Source organism: Pandoraea oxalativorans, assembly GCF_000972785.3.
GTDB classification, from domain to species: domain Bacteria; phylum Pseudomonadota; class Gammaproteobacteria; order Burkholderiales; family Burkholderiaceae; genus Pandoraea; species Pandoraea oxalativorans.
This window is the reverse complement of sequence record NZ_CP011518.2, coordinates 320,098-336,229: the sequence shown is the minus strand read 5'-3', so window position 1 is coordinate 336,229 and position 16,132 is coordinate 320,098. Positions and strand designations below refer to the sequence as shown.

Genomic DNA, 16,132 nt, shown 5'->3' with positions numbered 1-16,132 from the left:
CCGTCCTGAGTTACAGGGGCAACTCCATACCCCGGTAAATATGACCTCATCTTGCAAATCCAGCAACGCTTATTGTTTACCTCAGCACCACAACATAAGGCTCCGCCAATTTTTCAGGACCGACTAATTGACGTCAGACACCGGCGGAGGCATTCGCGTTAGCCGCTTAACCCGTGCAATATTGGCTGGGTCAATACGGCCGGCGCAACCCAGGTCATCAACCCGAGGTGATGTCGACCTTCACAGGTTTTTCAGAGTCCTTCGCCGACAGGGCGGCACGAAGCACCGTCGCATCGATGTCCGAATCAAGGTTCATGGTTAACGAAGAAAGATTATTTAGCTTTTTCAAGGGTCCAACCAAAGGATCGAATCCGGTTTGATCGAACTCATGACTACCCCTCAGATCAATCGTCAAACTCTTCAAACTTTTCATCTCGGAGATGCCCCTAAACAACCTTAACATTTCTGCATTGTCAATCTTATTCTGTTGCATCGATATTTTCAATGTATCTATTTTATTATACTGCCCCAACTTCCCCAGTTGACTGCCGAAATCCCCAAAAACATTGTCGTAATCCACAATCTCTTTTGAATAATTGAAACTGATATTTAAATTTTCCAATTTTTTTAAATTACCAATTCCACGAAACACCGCTTTCACACTGGAATCCGGATTAGAGGGCAGCTCACGAGCATGGTGGAACAAATCCATATCGATGTCTAGCGTTTCCAATAGATGTAAATCATGACCCAATATGTTACCAAGCTGCTTGTAATCATCACTTTTCCATATCACTTCTTTCAAACCCAAATATAGTTGGCGCACCCCTCCCAGTGCACAGCCATGGAAAAGTTGCTTTTTTAAAGACACCCCTTCGTCTAGCTTTACCATCACCGTTGTTTCCAACAGACTCACGTTTAACTTGTGAAGATTAAGGACCTCTTTCAATGGCGGGCCTGGCATATTAACTTCATGGCCTTTATTCACCTCAACAAATCTCATGCCCACTGACGAAGCCGTTTTCCAGTGTTCTCGATTAATTTCTGCCTGCTTTATATCAGTATTTTGATTATCAGTCGCACCTTTATTTTTGTCGGACGATTCCGCGCTCTCTTTGTCATCCTCCCGCTTGACGGTAAGATGCGTTTTATAAGCCACCCCACCAAATACTACCGATGTCATGATATTTTCTCCAAAAGCATCAAATAAGATTGATTTATTACGATTAACAAATGATCGTCTAAGAGACTGTTTCAAAAAGGCGGCTCAGCGCGCCGGAAGATGTTCCAGCAGACGAGAGAACAGCCGAGTTTGAGGAATGCCTCGTGAATGTCAGCCCGACGTTCGAAGCGAATGCGAAGACGGCGAAAGTTGTGAAGCCACGCATGAGTACGTTCGACAACCCAGCGGAATTTGCCCAAGCCACTGCCGTGTTCTGTCCGGCGCCTGGCGAACACCGATTTGATGCCGCGCTCGCGAAGCCCCTGACGATGCGGCTCGGAATCATAGCCACGGTCTGCGAAGATGACTTTGGGCTTCAGAAGCGGTCGGCCGCGCACGCCGCGAATGGGTGGGATCGCGGCGACGAGCGGCAGCAACTGGGTGAGGTCGGTGTGGTTCGCGCCGGTCAGGATTGCGCTGACGGGGATGCCATTTGCATCGACGAGGATGTGATGCTTGGAACCGGGTCGCGAGCGATCCGTGGGGTTGGGGCCCGTTTTTCGCCCGCCCCAACGGCTCGCACCGACCATGAATCGACGGCTGCTCGTGAGAAATCGAGCTCGCCCGCCTCGCGTAACTTGTCCAGCAGTAGCTGGTGCAACCTGATCCATACGCCGGCTTTCTGCCAGTCGCGCAAGCGCCTCCAGCAGGTTGGCCCCGAACCGAATCCCAACTTGGTCGACAGGTCGCACCAGCGTATCCCGGTCTTGAACACGAACAGGATGCCGTTCAGTGCAGCTCGGTTTGAAACCGGTGGCCGCCCTGGATATTTCTGGCGTCGCGGTTTTGGCGGCGACAGCAAAGGTTCGATCAGTGCCCACAGCTCGTCGTCAATGATTGGCGTGCCCATCCCCTCGGTTCCTGTTGTTCAGATGGCCAAGGTTAACAGCTTGCCGAAAAGGTTAACAGCCCCCCTGGGCTCTTTTTGAAACGGTCTCTAAGGGAGTATGGTCATCGCCTTGCGAAGGCGCAACTGAGATAAATACACGCCGAACACAAGCAGCAGGACGACTCCCCCGCAGGCTCTTATGGACATAGTACGGATCGCGCTGATTGTTTCCGCCGCAAAGCGACGCATCACGTGGGGCGCTCGATAGCGAGCACATCGGGGCCGGTTCGTGCGCGTGCCACATTGCGCACGTGGCGAACGTTCGTCGCCGGGCACCGGGACGTGGAAAGGAAGAGGAGGCGCTGGACCACATATGCGTCCTAGGGAAGGTATGCAAGCCGACGACAATAAATGGCTTTTACTCTATAAAAATGTGTTTTTCTTTCGAAATTGAGCGTTAACCTACCGATTCCGTCATCAACAGGGTCGTCGAAAAGGGACATTGGCGACGCCCCCTTTTACGGACGCACACACGGGCGCTTCTGCTCGAGCGCATCGCGTCGCAAAACTCCTAAGTGGTGCAACACCGTGCCGGCCACTGTGCGGCCGAGTGTCAGCATGTTGCGAAATATAGTCTTAAAAATAATTTCATATGAGACTATGATTCGCGACATGTCGCCCGGTAATGGGCGTGCCGAGCGGTGAGCGCCATCAAGACGCCCTTTGCAGGAGTAACACATGTCGATCGATACCACCGCCCAGGTGCTGCTTGATGACGGCGAGTTCTTCGTGCAGCACAACATCAACTATCCGGCGACCGCCGGCAATGGATTCCTAATGCGCCGGCGTCACGCCTCGCGCCTCACATCGGAAACGGCTGAGTGCGTCGGAGGTTACGACCTGCGCTTTGATGGCAAGTGGCATGCAAGTATCAGCACGCCTTACAACGAACAGACCGATAGCGATTGCCGGCAACTACGCGGCTTCAATGATCGCCTCGCCGCGATGCACGCCCTTTGGAAGCATCGCCACGAAGCGGCCACCCACCCCGGCGCCAATGACTGATGCGAGATCCCACAGACAGTGCCACGCGTGACGTGCAGAGCGGTGCTTTCCTGATCGGCTATGCGCGCGTTTCGACGCGCGACCAGGACCAGACAAATCAGGAGGCGCAGTTACGCGCGACTGGGTGCGGCCGGATCTTCGCCGAGAAGATCACAGGCACCCAACGCACACGTCCGCAGCTCAATCGGATGCTCGACCCCTTGCGCGCGGGCGATGTCGGTGTCGTCATGCGTTTGGACCGTCTCGCGCGCAGCATTCGTGACCTGTTGGAGATCGTTGAGCGCATACGCGATGCCGGCGCGGCCTACGCAGTCTTGCCGAGCCTTGGGCCGACACGACGACACCGGCCGGCCGCATGGTGTCGACGGTGTTCGCCAGCATCGCCGAATTCGAGCGCAGCCTGATCGTTGAGCGCACCAGCAGCGGGCGAGCCGCTGCGATGGCTGGCGGCACGAAGTTCGGCCGCAAGCCGAAGCTTGAGCCAGCGCAGCTAAAGCATATCTATCAACTGGTTGATGAAGGGAAGGCCAGCAGGCAGGAAATTGCCGACCTGTTCGGTATCGACAGATCGACGCTGTATCGCGTGCTGTCGCAGCGGCCGAGCGGGGTGACTTGACGTGCTCGCCACCCTTCGGCCCGGCCGGTCATGCGCCTTCAGACCCAGAAACACTGGGTGCCCATCTCCACGACCGGTTGCGCGAGGTCGATCATCGCGAGACCGAAGTCCCTGGCTTGTCCGAGGCGGGTTCAGAAAAAATCAAAGATGCTGTCCATGGTCATTCCTCTCAATCTGACAGTGGTTCTGATCCATCTCGCCAGCAAGGATTCCTGCAACGAGATCCTTTCACGGCATTGAGTCAGCTGTTGAGTGAAGTATCGTCGTCTCCCGGCAGCATCGGCATCGGGTCAAGACCTGAAGTCATGACCTGCCCCGGGCCTGTTGCGGGCTATTGCACGAAGGATCAACCGACCTGGGCAGCGCGCCAGCCAAGGAGTCTGGCAAGATAATCGTCGTTGGCGCAGGCCAGGATGCGGCAGTTTTTCAGGCCGGTTTTGTAAATGTTGTCCTGGCGCAGAATGGCGAAAGTCTGCGCCGCGTTGTTGACCCGCACGCGGCACTGATCCTGAACTGGACCCCAGAAGTTGGACATCCACCTGATCGGCTATGCGCGCGTTTCGACGCGCGACCAGGACCTGACAAATCAGGAGGCGCAGTTACGCGCGACCGGGTGCGGCCGGATCTTCGCCGAGAAGATCACAGGCACCCAACGCGCACGTCCGCAGCTCAATCGGATGCTCGACCCCTTGCGCGCGAGCGATGTCGTTGTCGTCATGCGTTTGGACCGTCTCGCGCGCAGCATTCGTGACCTGTTGGAGATCGTTGAGCGCATACGCGATGCCGGCGCGGCCTACGCAGTCTTGCCGAGCCTTGGGCCGACACGACGACACCGGCCGGCCGCATGGTGTCGACGGTGTTCGCCAGCATCGCCGAAGTCGAACGCTGTCTCATTGTTAAGCGCACCAGCAGCGGCCGAGCCGCTGCGAAGGCTCGCGGCACGAAGTTCGGCCGCAAGTCAAAGCTCGAGCCGGCGCAGCTTAAGCATATCTATCAACCGGTTGATGAAGGGAAGGCGAGCCGTCAGGAAATTGCCAAGCTGTTTGGCATCGATCGATCAACGGTGTATCGGGTTCTGGCACAGCGCGAGCAACTCCCGAACGGCGTTGCACCCGGTCCCATACCTGCCCAGGGTATTGTCAGGTTGTTGGTTTGTCGACGGGCCAAGGCACAAAGGCAGGAGACGACGCCCGTTACGCCGGCAAGCGGGCAGAGCACGCCCATTCCCCGGCCGCAAAGGCCTGGGTGCGCACCGTGCGTTTGCGCTCGGCATTGCGGTGATAGCGGCACGCCATGAACAGGTTCGAAACCTGACCGTGCACTGAAACGAAGCGCTGCAATTGACGTGCCGACGTAAAGCGGCGCATCCCCTCTTCCCGCACCCGCGTAGGCTGATGCGAATTCTCCGGCCGGCTGTTCAAATCTTTATGCTGGCGGTGCTCAACGCTTAGCCCGAGCTCGCGGTGGGCCGCCGCGTAGCTGCGCAGTTTGTTCGTGACGATCACGCGCGGACAACCGTAGCGCTTGAGCAACTTGCGCATGAGCCGGTTGGCGGCGGCCGCGTCGCGAAAAATGCGCATAGGGGCATGCGCCAGCCCGCCCCTATCCCGGCTCCCCGCCGAAATGCTGGCGCGTCATGCGCACGGTGCGGCTCAGGTGCCCCCTTGCCGCCGCCGACCTAGAGCGATTCAACCGGACGGTGCGCGACGAATGGCTATCACAATACTCCTGGGACCACCGTGCGCACGTGCGGGACTGCGCCGTCGAATAGAGGTGGTAACACCATCACGAGCCTCTTGGCCCAGGTGCCGGTCGAGCGCGTCGGCCGGTCGAGTGCGCCCACGCGACACCACACGGCCTGGCGGTCATCCACCATGCGACGGCAGGGGCGCGCGGCCGTCCCACTGCGTGCGCTGTGGACGCCATGTCAGCGCCACGCAAGACGACGATACCGTGAGGCAAAGCGGGCGCGCCGTCCGACGAGGGGGGCGACATGAGCGTAAGCGGGGTGCTTGCGCGAGCAGCCTCTCGATGCGCCTGGCGCGACGCGCGCCCGCCCGTTCGGCCCGCAACTCACGTGCATGACGCCCCGTCGCCGGGGCGTCGGGCCGGCACCGACCGGCCGCCGCCGCATGACCGCCGCCGCATTCACAACGCCCGCGATGGATGCCCCGGTGCCCCCTGCGCCCACGCGCGGGCGCAGGGCGCGGGCGAAAGTCACTCGCTCGCCAGCGCCTGCGGCGCTTGCAGCGCGAGCCGCAAGGCGGCGACGCGCGTCTCGGCGGTGGCGATCGCGCCGGCGATCTGCGCCCCATCGACGGCGCCCTGTGCGGCCCGCGTGAATTGGTCGATGGCCCGCAGGTAGTACGTCAAGGCCTCTTGGGTGGCGTCGCGGGCCTGCGCCGTGCGCCCCGCTTGCTGATGCTGCGTGACGATAATCTCGTAGCACTGTGCGACCCACTGGTAGCACCCGCCGGCCAGGGCGTACTCCTGCCCCGCCGCGAAGGCCACGGCAGCCGCCGCGTAAGCGCCCCCCTGGGCCAACGCATGCCCGGCGGTCACGTAATCACCCGCCTTCACCATGGCGTAGCCGGCGCTCACGTAATCGTCCACTTTCAGATAGCAACGCGCGGCGTTTTCGGCCGCCTGCACGGACGCCGAAGCGGCGGCGGCGACCCGTGTGTGGTCACCCGCCTGGAGGGCGGTGTCGACGATGGCGGCCCAGGTATCGGCGATCTCGTCGTGGCACCGCGCGGCATGCGCGTACAACTTCAACGTCGCGTAGGCGTCGGCGGCCTTCCTATTGAGGGCGACAGACTCGCTGTGCAGCCCCATCTTTCGGTAGAGGGCGGCGGCCGCCGCCAAGTCGCCGGCGCCCCGCGCAAAGGCGTCCAGACAGGCCATCACGTCCTCGAATTGGGCGGGGGCGCGGTCATAGAGGACATTCACATGGGCGAACTCGATGAGGCCGACTTTCACCAAGAGGGCGGCGGCGGTGATGGCATGATGGTCCTGCGCGTGCGCGTGGGCTGCCTGCCGATAGCATTCGGCCACCAACACGGCCGTCTCCGGCACATTCGCGAAGCCGTTCGCCGCGTTCTCGAAGTGGGTGGCGGCCTGCTTGTACTCCTCGCGCGCCAGACAGTCCGCCGCCTCTTGGCGGCACACCAAAGCATTCAGATACCACCGGTCCCGTGGCGCCAGGTGGAGGGCAAACGCGTTGGGGAGCGCGTTGGCGTCCGCGTTGGCGTCCAAGCTGGCCTGCAGGGCCGTCCGCCCCTGGTGGGACAGCAGGGGCGCGAGCTGCGCCAGCATGAGCTCGCGCAACGCCAACGCCGTGGCCGTCGCCGTGCCCGCCAGGTGCCTGTCGTCGGCGTGCTTGTGGAACATGAGGTTGATCAGGAGGTGGCAGACCAGGTCGTCAAGCTGGCCGTTAAAGGCGAAGTTGCACCAGTCCCGCAGCGCGGGCGCTTGCAACAGCGCCTGACGCACCGCGGCCAGCGCATGCTCCTGAAAATCGAGATCGGGGGGTATGACGGGCATAGCCTCGGGGTCGGCGACGGGGTCGGCGTTGGGGTCCTCGATGGGCATGAGTTGCGCCCCCAAGAGGTTGCCGGCACCGCTGACGTTAGTCTTTCGCATAGGGAAGCTCCTGAGAGTCGCCGCGGCGCTGGCCGCAGGCGCGCGGCCGGCGGCTGCCGACATGCGCTTCAGGGTAGGAGGCGCCCCCGGTGGTGCGACTCCGGTGAACACCTGAAGTCTCCCTCGGACGGGATCGACAGGGGGACGTGAAGCCGGCACGGGGTACGCGGAAGTGGGCCGAGGCCGTTGACATTGGTCCCCGCGAGAAAGTGCCTGTGACACGCGAGGGCGCGCGCCGCGCGTGGCGGTAGACGGCCGGCCCGCTGCGCCTGAGCGTCAGGGGGGGCGGCGCAAGCAAGCCCTGCTCCGGCACCGCCGGCGACGCCGGCCCCGGTCAACCGGCGTGGCTTGAGCCGGTCCGTCCACGCGGGGAGCGGTGCACCCGGATCGGGCATCGAGGGACTCGACGCTCACGACTGTTGATTTTCACCCAATCTCGCCCCCCGGGGTTTTCATCGAATTTTGACCCACCCCAAACAGCGTAGTACCTCCCCTTCGGTGTGAATAAGTCGTCGGCTTCCGTGCCGTTGAGGGCCTTTTTCCGCGATACCCAAGACTTTGCCGAACCGGTCTTGAACCGCCAGGACTCGTTGCCCGTCTCGACGATGTGGCGGGGATGCGTCACCCGGTCGAGCAGCGCAGTGGTCATCTTTGCATCCCCGAATACGCCGGCCCATTCGCTAAAGCTCAGGTTCGTCGTTATCGCCACGCCGGTGTGTTCGTCCAGCTTCGAGAGCGGATGAAATAGCAGCGCGCCGCCCGTCCGGCTGAATGGCAAGTGGCCCGGCTCGTCGAGGATCACCATATCCACTTACGTACATCAGCTTGCGGGCCCCCGTATCGGTCACCAATCAACCGTAATCGAGCGATTTCCTATGTTGAACCGACGGGGCAAGGCCCGCCTCGGCCGTTGCCGTGTGCTGTGCGCGCGCTGCCCGGTCGCTTGAGATGCGCCCGAGTTTGAGCGGTTTGCCTAGGCCGGCAATGCGTTCGTGCCGCAGAGTCATGCCGCGACCTCCAGCGGGGCGTCGTACACCGACAGAGGATGCTGAAGGCGCTCGCGCGGCACTCCCCGGCGCGGCGTCGAAGGCGCCGGCCCCGGCATGGATGTCGGCACGGGCAGCGGCAGCAGCGCTGCCCGCCCGAGCGCTGGCCTTGCGACCGGTCGCGCGCGCGTGGTTGCGTGCGCGCGCATGTTGGCGACGTGTGCGAGCCACCGGTCGATGCGCGCATGGCGGCTTCAACATCCCGCTTCAGCGCCGACCGCTTGAGCGTGGCGGCGAGCGGTATCACGAAAGTCTCCTTCAGACAGCGGTTGAAGCGTTGACCTCCCCGCGGTCTTCGCCCGATAGACGGCCACACGGCTGTCAATATCGATCAAGACGCAGGCGCACCGGCGACGCGCGGTCAAGGGTGGCGCCCTTGCGAAGCTCGGCAGCTCCCAACGCCCGACGTCAGAGACCGAGTCACCCCCGAGCCGAGCCGCGTCAAACGCGCGCTCGCAGCGCTCATGAGGGCGCGTGATCCTTTAAAAATTTGCGGCCGACTTCGCCACGCCGGCGCAGGCCCCGCAAGCGTTCACTGAGTCCATCGAACGGTTCTCCCCTGGACCACGCGTTCGGGCACGGCTTGATCATTTATCGTCAGCGCCCTCCACCGCGCGATACTTCTCTGACAGAATCGCGGCATGACATTCCCCCATCCGTTGGCATACACGCATTGCGCGCCGTCCTCCGGGGGCCTCGAGTCGCCGACGACGTCTGAGAAAGACGTCTCGGCCGAGCGGGTGCGATCTCGATAACCGCCGCCGTTGCGAGCCCCTTGCGTGCCCTGTTGCCCCCGGCAGATACGGCACGCCGACGCCGCAGCCGTGCCGGGTTACATTGGTTTCTTGTGATGCGTTTGGGTAAATTGCAGGGGTCTTGGGGAAGCTGGCGACGCATCTCATTGGTTGGGTGGAGATTGCAAAGGAGCTTACTGTATGGGACGGCTCGCAATTCTGTTCTCGCCGGCCCGGGTGATGGGGCGCGCCTATCGAGGGTGGAGCGTCCTGATCTTGGCTTCCCGCGGCTGCACCACTCCCTGCGCCCCTCCCTGCGCCGCTATCGAGCGAAGCGTTTCTCGCGCGTCGAACTCCGACGTGCATGGTGGGCGCCGGCGGGTTTGTGATTCGCCGGTTTGCGCTCTTTCTGCTCGGCGGTGTACCGATCGCGCTCTGGGCAGCCAACCCGACGGGGATTGTGCGCGATTTCACGCGCCTCGGCGTTTTGCGGGAAAGCCCGAAGGCCGGCGCGAAGTCATCCGGCCGGACGATCATCACCATTGCGAGTCGCGTCGGTTTCGGCGCCGTGGTGGCGCCAATGCCGACGTTTGCCTTAATCCGAGACGCGGCTCTGAGAATACGCGGTGGGCCCTGGGTGTCGCCGGTCGTCGCGATGAATGCCTTGGCCGCGCTGACGGGCACCGCCTCCGGGGGGCACGGCTAATGCCTGAATCGCCCCCGGGGCGCTCAGTACACGCGTCTCGCGCCAGCACACGGCAGCGACCCCGCCCTTATGCGTCAACCGACGGCGCTCGGCACCGGCACCCTCGATGCACTTGCGCACAACGGCACGGTTCCGCTGTTGCTGCCCATCAGCAAACAGACGCATGCACGAAGCTATTGCGACACGTTTATGACGGTGAGCGTTGGCGTGTTGATCTCTTTGGGCGTCATTTTTTGGGGCTCACTCTTCGGATCGTTCCGATCCAATCTCTGACAATAAGGACAGGACACGGCGATGAAAAAGATAACCCGCATTTGCGTATCGGTCACGGCGCTCGCCGCGAGCCCCGTTTTTGCGCATCCGAGCCCTATCGCGCCTACCCATAACTCCTTCTGGGCAGGCTTCACCCACCCACTGACGGGCGCGGACCATATTTTGGCTATGGTTGCCGTCGGTTTGTGGGCGGCAATGCTTGGCGGGCGCGCCTTGATCACTGTCCCGGCAGCCTTTGTGGGGGTCATGGTCCTCGGATTTTTGTCGGCCTTGTTCGGCATGCCACTTCCGACAGTCGAACCGTTCATCCTGGCGTCGGTCGTGGTGCTCGGTTTGGCGGTGGCCCTGGCCCTGCCGGTCTCGCCGACGGTCGGTGCCCTTATCGCCGGCTTTTTCGCGTTTTTCCACGGCCATGCGCATGGCGGCGAAATGGGCAATGCCGTTTTCTTCGCGTATGGCGCCGGTTTTGTGCTCGCCACGAGCTCGTTGCATGCGGCCGGGATCAGTCTTGGTTGCGGTGCGAGTCGTTGGATGGGCCACGCCCATGGGCGCCTGAGTATTCGTCTCGCCGGTGGTGCAACTGCACTCGGCGGGCTGCTGCTCATGGCCATCTAAGCCCGTCGCGTGCGCCTTCTCTTGGCTTGCCTCGCATCTGTCGAGGCAAGGTGTCCCCGTTTGATCCCACTTAAGAGCCTCCGTGGATCGCGTCGAATTTCCTCAAGCGCCGGCGCTTCACCTCGTGCGCCTTATCAGCCCCAGTCAGCCCGTCGGGAGCTTTTCCTATTCCCGAGGACTGGAATCGGCAGTGCATGCCGGCATCGTGAACGATGAACCCTCCGCGGGCCACTGGATCCTTGGCCTGCTGGAGCATAGCTATGCGCCGCTGGACGGCGCACTGTTCTGGCGGATGATCCACGCGCTCAACGAAAACCATGAAAGTCGCTTCCGCGACGCCAATGCGTGGTTGGCCGCGGCGCGAGAAAGTCGGGAGTTCGAACTCGAAGACCGGCGCATGAGCGAGTCATTGGTGCGTCTGCTCATTGATCTGGATGTGCCGCGTGCCGGCGCGTACGCCAATGTCCGGCTCACTTATCCCGCCGCCTTTGCCATCGCCTGCGACCACTGGCACATCGCACCGGCTGACGCGTTGCGCGGACTGATGTGGAGTGTCATTGAAGCGCAAGTCGCCGCGGCGACACGGCTCGTCCCTCTTGCCCACACATCAAGCCAGCGCATTCTCATCGCGTCGGTGCCCCTCATCGAGCAGGCCGCCCACACGGCCATGTCGCTTGCCGACGACGATATCGGCAACGTCGCGCCGGCACTTGCCATGATGAGTGCCTGGCACGAGACACAGTACAGCCGGCTGTTCCGATCCTGAGCCACACCAAGCCGAGCCGGACCCTACGGCGTAGCCGCATGGCGTCGACGAGGGTCTTCGGGCGTGCTCGCGTGTGCCGCAGCCACCGGCACACGCGCCTTGAACGCATACCGCCCCCCCCCCGTCAGCCAGGTGACGAACACAAAGGCGTAAGCGCTCGATCAGTACCGTAGTACGAGTCGTTGACGCGGCAGTGATAGCCGGTTATCGGATCGACGAGTTGCTGCCATGGAACATGGCGCAGCAACGTAAGCGCTCGATCCATACCGTCTTTTCGTGATGTTGCAAGGAAGGCAATCTGATTCCCATCAGAAGTAATGGGAATCAGAGTGATGAAACAGGCCAGGCGCGGCAGACGAGTAGGCTCGAAGAATTACACGAAGGAGTTCCGGGCGGCGGTGGTTGCCCAAGCGAATGATCCGACCCGCTCAATTGCTGAGGTGGCGCTCGCCCACGGATTGAATGCCAACATGGTTGCCCAGTGGCGGAGAAGATCAGCGGATGAGCGAAAAGCATCTTTGGTGTCCAACACAACGCTGCTGCCGGTCGACGTGGTCGATATGCCGTTGGAAAGCCAGGCAAACCGTCATGCCGCGTCTGCGGGCGCAACGCCATTGTTGGGCGTGATTGAAGTGCAGATTGGCAAAGCGCTCGTCAGGATCGATGGCCCAGTTGATGCGCAAGTTTTACGCACGGTACTGGAGAGCCTTCGGTGATCGGCGTGCCATTGAACGCGCGCGTGTGGATTGCGGCCGGCGTCACGGATATGCGCTGCGGCTTTAATAGCCTGGCGGCCAAGGTCGAGTCGGTGCTGCAAAAGGACCCGTTCTCGGGGCACATCTTTCTGTTTCGTGGCCGGCGCGGTGATTTGCTCAAAGCGTTGTACTGGAGCGACGGCGGGCTGTGCCTGCTGGCAAAGCGGCTGGAGAAAGGCCGGTTTGCATGGCCACGGGCCGATGGCGGAAATTTTCAAGCTAGTTGTCGCCTCCACGAATAAATTTCAGGCGGCCTTTCTCTCCTGACTACGGCGCTGTGCGGCGACGTCCTGGTGGTCGATGCGATCCGGGTTCAGGTGCACAGCATCGACGCGCTGCCAGTTGCGCGTGCGGCCTTTCCAGCGCAGCGGGTGGCGTTGCCGGGCGGCCTCATAAAGCGCTGCTCGTCGATCCAAAATGGTCTGGTCGAGATTGGCATGGCGCTGCGCCGGCGTCACGAACCGGATCGCGCTGTGACGGTGCTCTTCGTTATACCAGCGCACCAGCGCGCCCACCCAGGTGCGTGCGGCGAGCAGGGTGTCAAATGCCCTCAGCGGGTAAGTCGGCCGGTACTTTAGGGTCTTGAACAACGATTCAGAATAAGGGTTGTCGTTGCTCACGCCCGGGCGGCTGAGCGAGTGCATGACGCCCAGCGTCTGGAGGGTGGCGAGCATCGTCGCACCTTTCATCGGGCCGCCGTTATCCGAATGCAGAATCACCTGGTCGGGTGGTATCGCTTCGCGCGCACACAGGTCCTTGAGCACTTCACTGGCCAGTGCGCTGCTTTCCTGCGCATAGACCTGCCAACCAACGATCTTTCGGCTGAACACGTCCAGAAACAGGTACAGATAAAAATACTGCCCGCGAACCGTGCTCGGCAGATAGGTGATGTCCCAGCTGTACAACTGGTTCGGCGCACGCGCGCACACCGCACGGGGCTTGCTATGGGCCTGGGCCGGCCGTTCGCTGCGCCGGTGGGCGAGTTGCTTCTCGGCCTTCAGGACCCGGTAGAAAGTCGATTCCGAGGCAATATAGCGTTGCTGATCTGCCAAGCGCGGCACGATCTGGCTGGGCGGCAGATGACCCAATTCGGCCGAGTTCGCCACCGCCAGAAGCTCGGCGCGCTCCTCGGCGCTAAGCTTATGGCGCGGCTCGTGGTGTCGTAATGTGCGCCGGTCCACTGCGTCAGGTTCGCCGCGCTGCCAGCGCTGAACGGTGCGGGCACTGAGCCCCAGAATGACGCACGCGCGTGCTTGGCGAGCCCCGGCCCGAGTCGCCTCGGTGATCAGACCAATCAATACTTTGCGCTGCTCAGACGACGTCATTCGGCCTCGTCCCCGAGCAGCGCACGGTACTTTTTTTGCAGCACCAGTAGCGCCGCAGCCTCAGCCAGCGCCTTCTCCTTGCGCTTCAACTCGCGCTGCAGTTCAACATTGGCCTGCTTCAGAACCCGCACCTCTTGGGCGCTTTCGCGCCGGCTATCACCGTTTCTGCCCGCGGCACAGAACTGCGCTCGCCACTGCGCGAGATGATGCGCAAACAAGCCGCGCTCCCGGCACCAGCCATGCAAGGCTTCGTCGACCAGACCATGGCTCTCCTGCAAGGCCATTAGCCGTTCCTCCAGCGACCAATCTTCCGGTCGTTTTGCGTGTGCAGAGCCCGAGCTCCGATTCGCGGCAGCGGCGCCTCTCATCCATTTCCTCAATGTCAGTACGTTCACGTTCAATTCGTCGGCCACCGCGCCAACCGTGCGGCTCCCACGCCGCAGGACCTTCGACAGCGCTTGCTCCTTGAACTCGACAGAATACGTTTGTTTCACTTTCAACTTACACCTCTGACGCTACTTAATAAGGAAGTTCAGAGGCGACAACTAGTATGACGCCGGGGGGCAGTGGCGTCTTGCGATCGTAGAGCTTGGCGAACGCGACCTTCGAGTAGGTATCGACGAACGTCTGCTGGTAGACCCGGCCCACCCGTTTGGTAATGCCCCCTGAAATCCACCGCTAGGAGAAGTAGAATTTTCTCGTTAAGAGGGAGTTCTGCAGATGAAGAAGTCGAGATTCACGGACAGCCAGATACTGGAGGCGCTCAAGCGCGCGGAGGCTGGGCTGGCGGTGCCGGAGCTGTGCCGAGAACTGGGCATCAGTTCGGCAACGTTTTATAAGTGGCGCTCGAAGTACGGCGGCATGGACGCGTCGATGATGTCGCGCATGAAGGAGCTGGAGGCGGAGAATACCCGGCTTCGCAAGATGTACATCGAGGAGAAGCTCAAGGCTGAGATTGCCTCGGAGGCCCTGCAAAAAAAGTTCTGAAGCCATCTCGTCGGCGCGAGATGGCAAAGCAAGTTGTGCAACAGCGGCGCGTGTCAATTCGTGTGGCGTGCGCGGTGCTCGGCATCAGCGAGTCGTGCTACCGGTACGCGGCGAAGTTGAACACGGAGAACGAAGAGATTGCCGACTGGCTACTGCGTATTACGGGCTGCCATCGCAACTGGGGTTTTCTGCTGTGCTACTTCTACCTGCGTAATGTGAAGGGATTCGGCTGGAACCACAAGCGCATTTACCGAATTTACCGGGAGCTGGAGCTGAACCTGCGCATCAAGCCGAAAAAGCGGCTGGTGCGCGAAACGCCGCAGCCGCTATCGGTACCGGAGGCCATCAATGAAGTGTGGTCGATGGACTTCATGCATGACCAACTGGTTGACGGGCGCAGTATCCGGACGCTGAACGTGATTGATGATTTCAACCGCGAGGCGCTGGGCATCGAGGTGGATTTCTCGTTGCCATCCGAGCGGGTGATTCGCACGCTGAAGCAGCATATGGAATGGCGAGGCAAGCCGAAGGTCATCCGGTGCGACAACGGCCCGGAATATTTGAGTGCGGCCATCGTGACATGGACGCAGAAGCAAGGCATCCGGCTGGAATACATCGAGCCGGGCAAGCCGCAGCAGAATGCGTATATCGAACGGTTCAACCGGACTGCGCGATACGAATGGCTGTCGCAGTACCTGTGGGAGGACCTGGAGCAGGTTCGCGAAGCGGCGGCCGACTGGATGTGGATTTACAATCACGAGCGCCCGAATATGGCATTGGGCGGTTTTACCCCGAAGCAGCGGCTTGCCATGGTCGCTTAGTTTCTACTTCTGCTGACCGTGGAAAACGGGGGCATTACCGTTTGAGCGTGCCGACGTAGAAGGTGTCCTGCCCCCGGCGTCAGAATAGTTGTCGCCTCTGAACTTCCTTATCAAGTAGAGTCAGAGGTGCAGGTTGAAAGTGAAACAAACGTATTCTGTTGAGTTCAAGGCGCAGGCGCTGTCGAAGGTTCTGCAGCGCGGGAGCCGCACGGTTGGAGCGGTGGCCGACGAATTGAACGTCAACGTACTGACATTAAGGAAAAGGACGAGAGGCGCCAGCGCCACGAACCGGAGCCCGAGCTCTGCAGACCCACGACGACCGAAAGACTGGTCGCGGGAGGAACGGCTGATGGCCTTGCAGGAGAGCCACGGGCTGGTCGACGAAGCCTTGCATGGCTGGTCTCGGGAGCGCGGCTTGTTTGCGCATCATCTGGCGCAGTGGCGTGCGGATTTTTGCGCCGGTGGGGCCGCCGTCAGCCGGCGCGAGAGCGCGCAAGAAGTGCGCGATCTGAAGCAGGCCAATGTCGAGCTGCAGCGCGAGTTGAAACGCAAGGAGAAGGCGCCGGCGGAAGCTGCGGCGCCGCTGGTGCTGCAAAAAAAGTACCGTGCGCTGCTCGGGGACGAGGCCGAATGACGCCTGCGCAGCGCCAAGCATTGATTGGGCTCATCCACGAGGCGACCCTGGCCGGGGCTCGCCAGGCACACGCGTGCAAGATTGTGGGGCTGACGC

At 61.4% G+C, this 16,132-nt stretch carries 14 protein-coding genes and 6 pseudogenes; 11 read left to right on the top strand and 9 right to left on the bottom strand.

Going from position 1 to position 16,132, the window contains the following annotated elements:
- Positions 1 to 217: 217 nt before the first annotated feature.
- A complete protein-coding gene (locus MB84_RS26140) occupies positions 218 to 1,183 on the bottom strand; it encodes a hypothetical protein (protein WP_157123026.1) in 966 nt (321 codons plus the stop codon).
- A 71-nt stretch (positions 1,184 to 1,254) separates the two neighbouring features.
- Positions 1,255 to 2,072, bottom strand: a protein-coding gene (locus MB84_RS26135) for an IS5 family transposase (protein ID WP_245725594.1) whose coding sequence is annotated in 2 segments (ribosomal slippage) — positions 1,255 to 1,724 and positions 1,724 to 2,072 — 819 coding nt in all. Because the reading frame shifts where the segments join, the coding sequence is not laid out codon by codon here.
- A gap of 717 nt (positions 2,073 to 2,789) precedes the next feature.
- Here MB84_RS26135 and MB84_RS26130 point away from each other — a divergent pair.
- Both MB84_RS26130 and MB84_RS26125 read left to right on the top strand, forming a co-directional pair.
- Complete coding sequence (locus tag MB84_RS26130; RefSeq protein WP_052653726.1) at positions 2,790 to 3,116, top strand: hypothetical protein; 327 nt, start codon at positions 2,790 to 2,792, stop codon at positions 3,114 to 3,116.
- Positions 3,116 to 3,732, top strand: a pseudogene (locus MB84_RS26125) (recombinase family protein). Before MB84_RS26130 ends, MB84_RS26125 begins: the two are co-directional and overlap by 1 nt.
- 346 nt (positions 3,733 to 4,078) lie before the next feature.
- Here the strand turns inward: MB84_RS26125 and MB84_RS30250 are convergent.
- Complete coding sequence (locus tag MB84_RS30250; protein WP_052653723.1) at positions 4,079 to 4,267, bottom strand: hypothetical protein; 189 nt, start codon at positions 4,265 to 4,267, stop codon at positions 4,079 to 4,081.
- On the opposite strand from MB84_RS30250, the pseudogene MB84_RS29410 reads away from it, so the two are divergent.
- Positions 4,260 to 4,828 (top strand): annotated as a pseudogene (locus MB84_RS29410) (recombinase family protein); the annotation flags it as partial. The gene MB84_RS30250 and the pseudogene MB84_RS29410 sit on opposite strands and share 8 nt — an antisense overlap.
- Before the next feature lie 97 nt (positions 4,829 to 4,925).
- Here MB84_RS29410 and MB84_RS26110 read toward each other — a convergent pair.
- From MB84_RS26110 to MB84_RS31240, 4 genes and pseudogenes are all read right to left on the bottom strand, one after another.
- Positions 4,926 to 5,300: pseudogene (locus MB84_RS26110) on the bottom strand (DDE-type integrase/transposase/recombinase); the annotation flags it as partial.
- A 649-nt stretch (positions 5,301 to 5,949) separates the two neighbouring features.
- Positions 5,950 to 7,374: a hypothetical protein gene (locus MB84_RS26105; protein ID WP_157123024.1), complete on the bottom strand. Its 1,425-nt coding sequence runs from the start codon at positions 7,372 to 7,374 to the stop codon at positions 5,950 to 5,952.
- 535 nt (positions 7,375 to 7,909) lie between these two features.
- Positions 7,910 to 8,182: pseudogene (locus tag MB84_RS31245) on the bottom strand (ATP-binding protein); the annotation flags it as partial.
- Positions 8,183 to 8,377: 195 nt separating this feature from the next.
- Positions 8,378 to 8,725: pseudogene (locus tag MB84_RS31240) on the bottom strand (IS21 family transposase); the annotation flags it as partial.
- A 793-nt stretch (positions 8,726 to 9,518) separates the two neighbouring features.
- On the opposite strand from MB84_RS31240, the gene MB84_RS26090 reads away from it, so the two are divergent.
- The 6 genes from MB84_RS26090 (at position 9,519) to tnpB (ending at position 12,511) form a co-directional block, all read left to right on the top strand.
- Entirely contained in the window at positions 9,519 to 9,860 is a 342-nt protein-coding gene (locus MB84_RS26090) for a hypothetical protein (protein ID WP_052653711.1), read from the top strand.
- A 69-nt stretch (positions 9,861 to 9,929) separates the two neighbouring features.
- Entirely contained in the window at positions 9,930 to 10,133 is a 204-nt protein-coding gene (locus MB84_RS26085) for a hypothetical protein (RefSeq protein ID WP_052653708.1), read from the top strand.
- 21 nt (positions 10,134 to 10,154) lie between these two features.
- Positions 10,155 to 10,748, top strand: a complete 594-nt coding sequence (locus MB84_RS26080; RefSeq protein ID WP_052653705.1) for a HupE/UreJ family protein — start codon at positions 10,155 to 10,157, stop codon at positions 10,746 to 10,748.
- An 82-nt stretch (positions 10,749 to 10,830) separates the two neighbouring features.
- Positions 10,831 to 11,514, top strand: coding sequence for an urease accessory protein UreF (locus MB84_RS26075; RefSeq protein WP_052653702.1), 684 nt, complete (start codon positions 10,831 to 10,833; stop codon positions 11,512 to 11,514).
- A gap of 332 nt (positions 11,515 to 11,846) precedes the next feature.
- A complete protein-coding gene (gene tnpA / locus MB84_RS26070) occupies positions 11,847 to 12,230 on the top strand; it encodes an IS66-like element accessory protein TnpA (protein ID WP_052654598.1) in 384 nt (127 codons plus the stop codon).
- Entirely contained in the window at positions 12,227 to 12,511 is a 285-nt protein-coding gene (tnpB, locus tag MB84_RS26065; protein WP_052653699.1) for an IS66 family insertion sequence element accessory protein TnpB, read from the top strand. Before tnpA ends, tnpB begins: the two co-directional genes overlap by 4 nt.
- 3 nt (positions 12,512 to 12,514) lie before the next feature.
- On the opposite strand, the gene MB84_RS26060 is transcribed toward tnpB, so the two are convergent.
- Positions 12,515 to 14,088, bottom strand: a protein-coding gene (locus MB84_RS26060; protein ID WP_425415910.1) for an IS3 family transposase whose coding sequence is annotated in 2 segments (ribosomal slippage) — positions 12,515 to 13,623 and positions 13,623 to 14,088 — 1,575 coding nt in all. Because the reading frame shifts where the segments join, the coding sequence is not laid out codon by codon here.
- Between the two features lie 52 nt (positions 14,089 to 14,140).
- Positions 14,141 to 14,257 (bottom strand): annotated as a pseudogene (locus MB84_RS31840) (IS481 family transposase); the annotation flags it as partial.
- Between the two features lie 57 nt (positions 14,258 to 14,314).
- Here MB84_RS31840 and MB84_RS26045 point away from each other — a divergent pair.
- Both MB84_RS26045 and MB84_RS26040 read left to right on the top strand, forming a co-directional pair.
- Positions 14,315 to 15,402 (top strand): IS3 family transposase gene (locus tag MB84_RS26045; protein WP_157122635.1). Its coding sequence is split into 2 segments (ribosomal slippage): positions 14,315 to 14,564 and positions 14,564 to 15,402, totalling 1,089 coding nucleotides; the frame shifts between segments, so codons are not numbered across the junction.
- Between the two features lie 139 nt (positions 15,403 to 15,541).
- On the top strand, positions 15,542 to 16,036 hold the full coding sequence (locus MB84_RS26040; RefSeq protein WP_245725619.1) for a transposase: 495 nt from the start codon (positions 15,542 to 15,544) through the stop codon (positions 16,034 to 16,036).
- Positions 16,037 to 16,132: the final 96 nt, after the last annotated feature.